Annotated in this window: 5 protein-coding genes and 1 pseudogene; 5 read left to right on the top strand and 1 reads right to left on the bottom strand. The window is 62.2% G+C overall.

Features of this window, described 5'->3' with window-relative positions; translation table 11 throughout:
- Positions 1-232 precede the first annotated feature (232 nt).
- From CXY80_RS00745 to CXY80_RS00720, 5 genes are all read left to right on the top strand, one after another.
- Complete coding sequence (locus tag CXY80_RS00745; protein WP_199182191.1) at positions 233-1,249, top strand: ABC transporter substrate-binding protein; 1,017 nt, start codon at positions 233-235, stop codon at positions 1,247-1,249.
- Between the two features lie 7 nt (positions 1,250-1,256).
- Positions 1,257-2,051 (top strand): ABC transporter permease, encoded by a 795-nt coding sequence (locus tag CXY80_RS00740; protein WP_104131203.1) that lies wholly within the window; start codon positions 1,257-1,259, stop codon positions 2,049-2,051.
- A complete protein-coding gene (locus tag CXY80_RS00735; RefSeq protein ID WP_104131202.1) occupies positions 2,044-2,901 on the top strand; it encodes an ABC transporter ATP-binding protein in 858 nt (285 codons plus the stop codon). The genes CXY80_RS00740 and CXY80_RS00735 overlap by 8 nt, the downstream gene beginning before the upstream one ends.
- A 446-nt stretch (positions 2,902-3,347) precedes the next feature.
- Entirely contained in the window at positions 3,348-4,547 is a 1,200-nt protein-coding gene (locus CXY80_RS00725; RefSeq protein WP_104131205.1) for an IS110 family transposase, read from the top strand.
- Between the two features lie 141 nt (positions 4,548-4,688).
- On the top strand, positions 4,689-5,555 hold the full coding sequence (locus CXY80_RS00720; RefSeq protein ID WP_104131201.1) for a DNA/RNA non-specific endonuclease: 867 nt from the start codon (positions 4,689-4,691) through the stop codon (positions 5,553-5,555).
- A gap of 199 nt (positions 5,556-5,754) precedes the next feature.
- Here the strand turns inward: CXY80_RS00720 and CXY80_RS00715 are convergent.
- Positions 5,755-6,496, bottom strand: a pseudogene (locus CXY80_RS00715) (IS256 family transposase); the annotation flags it as partial.
- Positions 6,497-6,585 lie beyond the last annotated feature (89 nt).

Genomic DNA, 6,585 nt, shown 5'->3' with positions numbered 1-6,585 from the left:
GCCTGGCTCGACGACCAATCCCGACAATCGAATCCCACCCCAAAGGCCGCTTGACATCAATAGGAGCATCCACTCAAGGGGACATGACCTCTTCGACCGTCGAACCTGATCTGGATCATGCCAGCGCAGGGAGGCAATTTCTCACATCCCGTGCCCTGATATTCCTGCAATCACGGAGGGCACGACAGTGCAACTATCCCTATTTAAAAGTGCGCCCTCACGGTGGGCGACGGTGGGCGCGCTCGCTCTTGCCGCGGCGACAGTTCTGAGTGGCTGCGCCTCAGACTCGGCGACAGGCACCGCCTCGTCAACCGCGTTGACTCCGGTGACCTTCGCCTTGGACTGGACACCGAATACCAATCACACCGGACTGTATGTCGCTCTGGAGAAGGGCTACTTCACGCAAGCGGGGCTTGAGGTGAAGGTGCTCCCATACAGCCAGTCATCCACCGACGCACTCATCAACGCCGGCTCAGCTGACTTCGGTATCAGCTTCCAGGACACGGCCACCTTCGCTGCGGCAGCGGGTGTGCGTAACATCTCGGTGATGTCGGTGCTGCAGCACGACGCTACGGCGATCGGGGTCCTGGCCAGCCGCGACGACATTCGCAGCCCCAAGGACCTCGACGGCAAGACCCTCGGCATGGCAGACCCCAGTGCAACTTTCCCCACCGAGGCTGCGGACGTTATTAAGAACGACGGCGGAACGGGCGCGTTCAAAAAAATCACGCTGGGCACCTCGGCCTATGAGGCCCTCTATGCCGGCAAAGTTGACTTCACCTCGGCATTCACCACCTGGGAAGGCATCGACGCCGCTCTTCGCGGCACCCCGATGAAGTTCTTCGCCCTGCACGACTATGGCCTACCAGACCAATACTCGGTGATCGTCGAGGCAAACCGAGCCTGGACGGCCAAGCACCCTGCCCCCACTGCTCAGTTCGTCCAGGCTCTGCAGAAGGGGTACCAATACGCCGCCGACCATCCAGATGCCGCGGCGAAGATTTTGATCGACGCCAACCCCGGCGTCTTCGAAAACACGGAACTCGTTTACCAAAGCCAGAAAAAACTGAGCGCTTCCTACCTCACAGATGCCAACGGTAAAGTCGGAACTCAAACGGCAGACACCTGGCAGCAGCTGGCCGATTTCCTCTACCGTGCCGGCCTCTTGGCCGACGAAGACGGCAAACCGCTCACCGCGCCGCTGGACACGTCGACATTGTTCACCGAGCACTACCTCAGCGAAAAATAGCATCACCATGAAGAGGGCTACAGCGCCCCGCACGACGGCACCCTCGGCGCTCGCGCCTCCCGCCGCGATCCTCACCGCGCTCGTGATCACCTGGCAGGTGGCGGTGACGGCAGGCGGAGTGCAGCCGGCGATCCTGCCCTCACCGCAACGCATTCTTCAGCAGGGCTGGGAGGCCCGCACCACGATCTGGGACAATACGCTCCCCACCCTGCAAGAAACGTTTCTCGGCTTCGCCGTCTCCCTGACCGTCGCGTGGACGCTGGCGATTCTGATCGATTTTTCACCATGGCTGCGGCGAGCACTGGTGCCACTGCTGGTGGCATCCCAAGCCATACCCATCATTGCGATCGCGCCGCTGATAGTCATCTGGTTCGGATTCGGACTGCTACCCAAAGTCATCGTCATCGCCCTGGTGACATTCTTTCCGGTCACGGTCGGACTGATTGACGGTTTCAACCGCACCGATCGGGACGCGATCAATCTGCTGCGCAGCATGGGGGCCAACCGGTGGAAGCAGTTCGTGTACGTGCGTCTTCCGTCGGCGCTTCCCTCATTCTTCACAGCCCTTCGAATCGGAATCACCTACGCCGTCACCGGTGCCATCTTCGCCGAGTACGTCGGCGCCGAGCGAGGCCTGGGCATTTATATGGCAATGATGAAGAACTCGTTTCGCACCGATCTTGTGCTGGCTGCCGTTGCGGTGACCGCGTTCGTGAGCGTGTGCCTGTTCCTGTTAACCTACGTCGCCGAACGGGCGATCATCCCGTGGCATTCGAAGGAACGTAGGAGCTGGCATGGTTGAGGCGACTCCCCCGAAGATCGAACTGCGCGGAGTATGTAAGTCGTTTCCGCTTAGCCGCGGGCAGGTACGGCCGGTCCTCGACGACATCACCTTCTCGGCGCAGCCGGGCGAATTCGTTGCCGTGATCGGTCCAAGCGGATGCGGCAAGAGCACCATGTTCAACATTATGGCCGGCCTGGAGACGGCCAGTTCCGGCGAGGTCCTGGTCGACGGGTATGTCGTCACCGGTGACCATGAACACTTTGCCTACATGCCGCAGAAGGATTTGTTGTTCCCGTGGCGCAGCATTCTGGAGAACACGTCCCTCGGCCTCGAGGTGGCGGGGGAAACTAAGAAGATTGCCCGAGCACGGGCGGCCAGCCTCTTTGTGGCCTTCGGCCTGTCCGGTTTTGAAGATGCACATCCTTTCGAACTCTCCGGGGGCATGCGCCAGCGCGCGGCCTTGCTGCGCACCGTGGTGCAGGGCAGAGATGTCCTGTTGTTGGACGAACCGTTTGGGGCCCTGGACTCCCTCACCCGCACTGACATGCAGTCCTGGCTGCAGGGGGTGTGGTCCCAGAACGCCTGGACGGCGGTGCTGATCACCCACGACATCCGTGAGGCGATTTACCTCGCCGACCGGGTCGTCGTTCTCAGCGCGCGGCCGGCATCCGTGCGGCTGAACCTGACCATCGACTTGCCCCGGCCGCGCGCGCTATCGATGACCACCTCGGCAGAGTTCGCCGGATACGAACGCACACTCCTGGCGACCCTGCACGAGGAAACCCTCTCGCCTAGAGGACCCTCAGCCGCAGCGCCGACCGTGGGACGTTCCAGCCCCAGGTGCCCACGCAAGGTATCGGCGGTATAGCGGGTGCGGAACAGGCCGCGCTGTTGCAGCACGGGGATCACGCGGTCCACGAACTCGTCCAACGATTCCGGCAGCAGCGGCGGCATCACATTGAAGCCGTCCGCGGCACCGGAACGAAACCACAACTCGATTTGATCGGCGATCTGTTCCGGCGTTCCAACCATGGTGCAATGCCCACCGCCGGCGGCGAGCCGGCCCAGCAACTGCCTGACCGTGGGCTGCTCAGCCTGAATAATTCGCAGGATGGTCGCGTACCGACCCTGCGGCCCGGTGAAGCCGGCCAGTGGCGGCAGCGCCGGCACCGGCGCATCCAAATCCCAGTTACTGCAATCCAGTTGCACAAACGTTCCCAGCTGCGCGAGCGACTGCTCGCTCGGCAGGAGGGCGTCGACCTCCGCCTGCTTCGCTCGCGCCTGCGCCTGTGTGGAGCCCACATAGGTGAACTCATGATTGAGAACTACGACAGCGTTGACGTGTTCATCGGTGTTGACGTCGGGAAAAGCGAGTATCACGCCGTCGCGTTGGACCGCACCGGGAAGCGACTCTACGACAAGGCCCTCCCGAATGACGAGGCAAAACTGCGAGCGGTCATCCGCAAGCTGAAGCTCCGCGGCCAGGTGCTGCTGGTCGTTGACCAACCCGAGACCGTCGGCGCATTGCCCGTCGCAGTCGCTTACGCCGAAGGCATCCTCGTCGGGTATCTGCCGGGCCTGGCGATGCGACGCATCGCTGATCTGCACCCGGGCGAAGCGAAGACCGATGCCCGCGACGCGGCGATCATTGCCGAGGCAGCCCGGACCCTCCCGCATGCCCTGCGGCCGCTGCGCCTCGAGGACGAGCAGATGGCGGAGCTGTCGATGCTGTGCGGATTCGACGACGACATCGTCGGTCAGATGACCGCGACGAGCAACCGGATCCGGGGGCTGCTGATGCAGGTTCACCCAGCCCTTGAGCGGGTTCTGGGCCCGCACCTCGACCACCCCGCTGTCCTGGACCTACTGCAGAAATACCCGACACCGACCGCGATGAAAGCCGCCGGCCCGACCCGGCTCGGCACGCGCCTGCACAAGCTCGCGCCGCGGATCGGGCGCCGCCTAGCCGAGGAAATCTTCCAAGCCCTGGCCGAGCAGACCGTTGTCGTGGGCGGCACCAACGCGACGCGCGCCGTGCTGCCACGCCTCGCCGAGCAGCTCGCCGCCCTCCGTCGCCAGCGTGTGGACATTGCCGTGGAGGTTGAGGAGCTCGTCGCCGACCACCCGCTGGAGCCCGCCATCACCAGCATGCCCGGAGTCGGTGTTCGCACCGCCGCGCGCCTCATCACCGAAGTTTCAGGCAAAGACTTCGCCACCGCCGGCCACCTCGTCTCCTACGCCGGCCTCGCTCCCGTCACCAGGCGTTCCGGATCATCCATCCGTGGCGAGCATCCCCCGCGACGAGGCAACAAAGTCCTCAAACGGGCGCTGTTCCTCTCAGCTTTTGCGGCGCTGAGCGACCCCGTCTCCCGCACCTACTACGACCGTAAAATCGCCCAAGGGAAACGCCACAACCAAGCCCTCATCGCTCTCGCCCGACGCCGATGCGACGTCCTGTACGCCATGCTCCGCGACGGCACCATCTATCAACCCCAATCACCCGTCGCAGCTTGACGAACAACATAGGGGTACCCCCCGTTCAGCCACATCGTGTCTGTGGCCAACAAAAGACACCAGCGAACGAAAATCTCCCCCTCAACACCGCCCGAAAGCCCAAAAGCCCCAAATGGCGGCTCTGGCTGCTTGAATATCACCATGAACGTCACATTGCTTTATCCTGCAGGATACAACGCCGATTTCCTTGAAATTCCGCTGCCGCTCCCGGCCCCTCCCGCGGGAACCCTGATTCGTGAACTGCTCTACACACATTTCACCGTGCTCCTCGACCCCGCGCGACGCCTCGCAATCGCGACCGGCGTCAACATCGACGGGGACCAGCTCGTTACCGTTGACCGAGGCAACGACTGGTACCTCGACTCGCGTATCCCGCTCTACGAACAGGCCGGGGAGGACGTCTACGCCAGAAATGACCTCGACCGCGGACATCTCGTCCGGCGCCAGGACCCGGTCTGGGGCGACACAACGACAGCACGGCGAGCGAATTACGATACCTTCGCCTACACCAACGCCGCCCCGCAAGCCGGAGCCTTTAACCAATCGAAACAACTCTGGCTCGGCCTCGAGGACCACCTCCTCACCTACGCACGCACAAACGGTAACCGCATCAGCGTCTTCACCGCCCCCGTGCTCTCAGCCGAGGATCCGATATATCGCGGCGTGAAGATCCCACAAGCGTTCTGGAAGATCGCGGCATGGACAACGACCACGGAAGACTCCACCGTTCTTCACGCCGCTGGATTCGTCCTAGACCAAAGCCCACAGCTAGAAGACATCGACCTCGACACGGTCCGCGCTCCAGCCCCCATGTACGGTAATCCCCCGCCGCTTGGACCGTACCGCACCTATCAAGTACCCATCGTGGACATCACCGACCTCACCAGGCTCAACCTGACCGCCCTATCCGAAGCAGACGTCTACGCCCCGGCCCTCGCTATCCGGGAAGGCACCGACCGTCGAACGTGCTGGGTCGAACTGATCGACACAGCAGGAATCCACCTCTAAACCACACCAAATCCTCTACAGCCAGCTCAGCCCGCGGCGCGGAGGTAGACATAGACGGTTTCACTGTCAAGGGCCGTGAGGATCGGCCCACCGGCGGCCACTAGAAATGCCCGCTGGTGGCCATGAAAGCTACCCACTCATGGCCAACAGATCTGCCCACCAGGGAGTGTCTCGGTAACGGTGTTTCCGGCGTTTTTCATTAGTAGGATTCTGCGTTCGGCCAGCGGTCGTGGAAGGTGATGGCGAAGGCGTTGAGAGCTGGCTTCCACCTCATCGTCCAACGAGCTCGGCCCTCACCGATGGGATCGAGACTTCGCGTGACCAGATACAAGCATTTTAGAGCGGCCTGCTCGCTGGGGAAATGCCCTCGAGCACGCACCGCCCGCCGATACCGGGCGTTAAGCGACTCGATCGCATTCGTGGAGCAGATCACCTGACGGATCTCGGGGTCGTAGGACAGGAACGGGGTGAACTCTTCCCATNCCACAACCGGATGATCGCACCGTATTTCTTCCCCCAGACCTCGGTCAGATCATCCAATGCTGCCCGTGCGGCGTCGACGGTCGGAGCGGTGTAGATCGGTTTCACCGCTCGTTTCATCGCATCCCAATCCTTCTTCGAGGACAGCTTGAACGTGTTCCGAATCAGATGAATGATGCACGTCTGCACCGTGTCAACGGCCACACGTTCCCGACGACGTCGGGCAGCCCCTTCAAACCGTCACAGACCAGGAAGAACGTGTCGGTGACGCCTCGGTTTTTGATGTCCGTCAGCACAGACATCCAGAACTTAGCGCCCTCACCGCCGATGCCGGCCCGCAAACCGAGAATGTCCTTGTCGCCGTCCAACGTCACGCCGATGGCCGCATAGATGGGCCGGTTAGCGACCTGCCCGTCACGGATCTTGACCACGATCGCGTCAATGAAGATCGCCGCGTAAACGGGGCAGTTTCTACTGGTCGTTGCGAATCGTGTGTGCCTTAGTTCTGTGTCCTAATCGTCTCATGGCCTGATGGGGTGTGCGGTCTTTG

Origin of the sequence: Cryobacterium sp. M91 (assembly GCF_002929615.1) — a bacterium.
GTDB classification, from domain to species: Bacteria; Actinomycetota; Actinomycetes; order Actinomycetales; family Microbacteriaceae; genus Cryobacterium; species Cryobacterium levicorallinum.
This window is presented reverse-complemented; position numbering and strand designations above follow the sequence as displayed.

Coding starts and splice junctions, on each gene's coding strand:
- CXY80_RS00740 (WP_104131203.1), top strand. CDS start 1,257: ATGAAGAGGGCTACAGCGCCCCGCACGACGGCACCCTCGGCGCTCGCG.
- CXY80_RS00735 (WP_104131202.1), top strand. CDS start 2,044: ATGGTTGAGGCGACTCCCCCGAAGATCGAACTGCGCGGAGTATGTAAG.
- CXY80_RS00725 (WP_104131205.1), top strand. CDS start 3,348: ATGATTGAGAACTACGACAGCGTTGACGTGTTCATCGGTGTTGACGTC.
- CXY80_RS00720 (WP_104131201.1), top strand. CDS start 4,689: ATGAACGTCACATTGCTTTATCCTGCAGGATACAACGCCGATTTCCTT.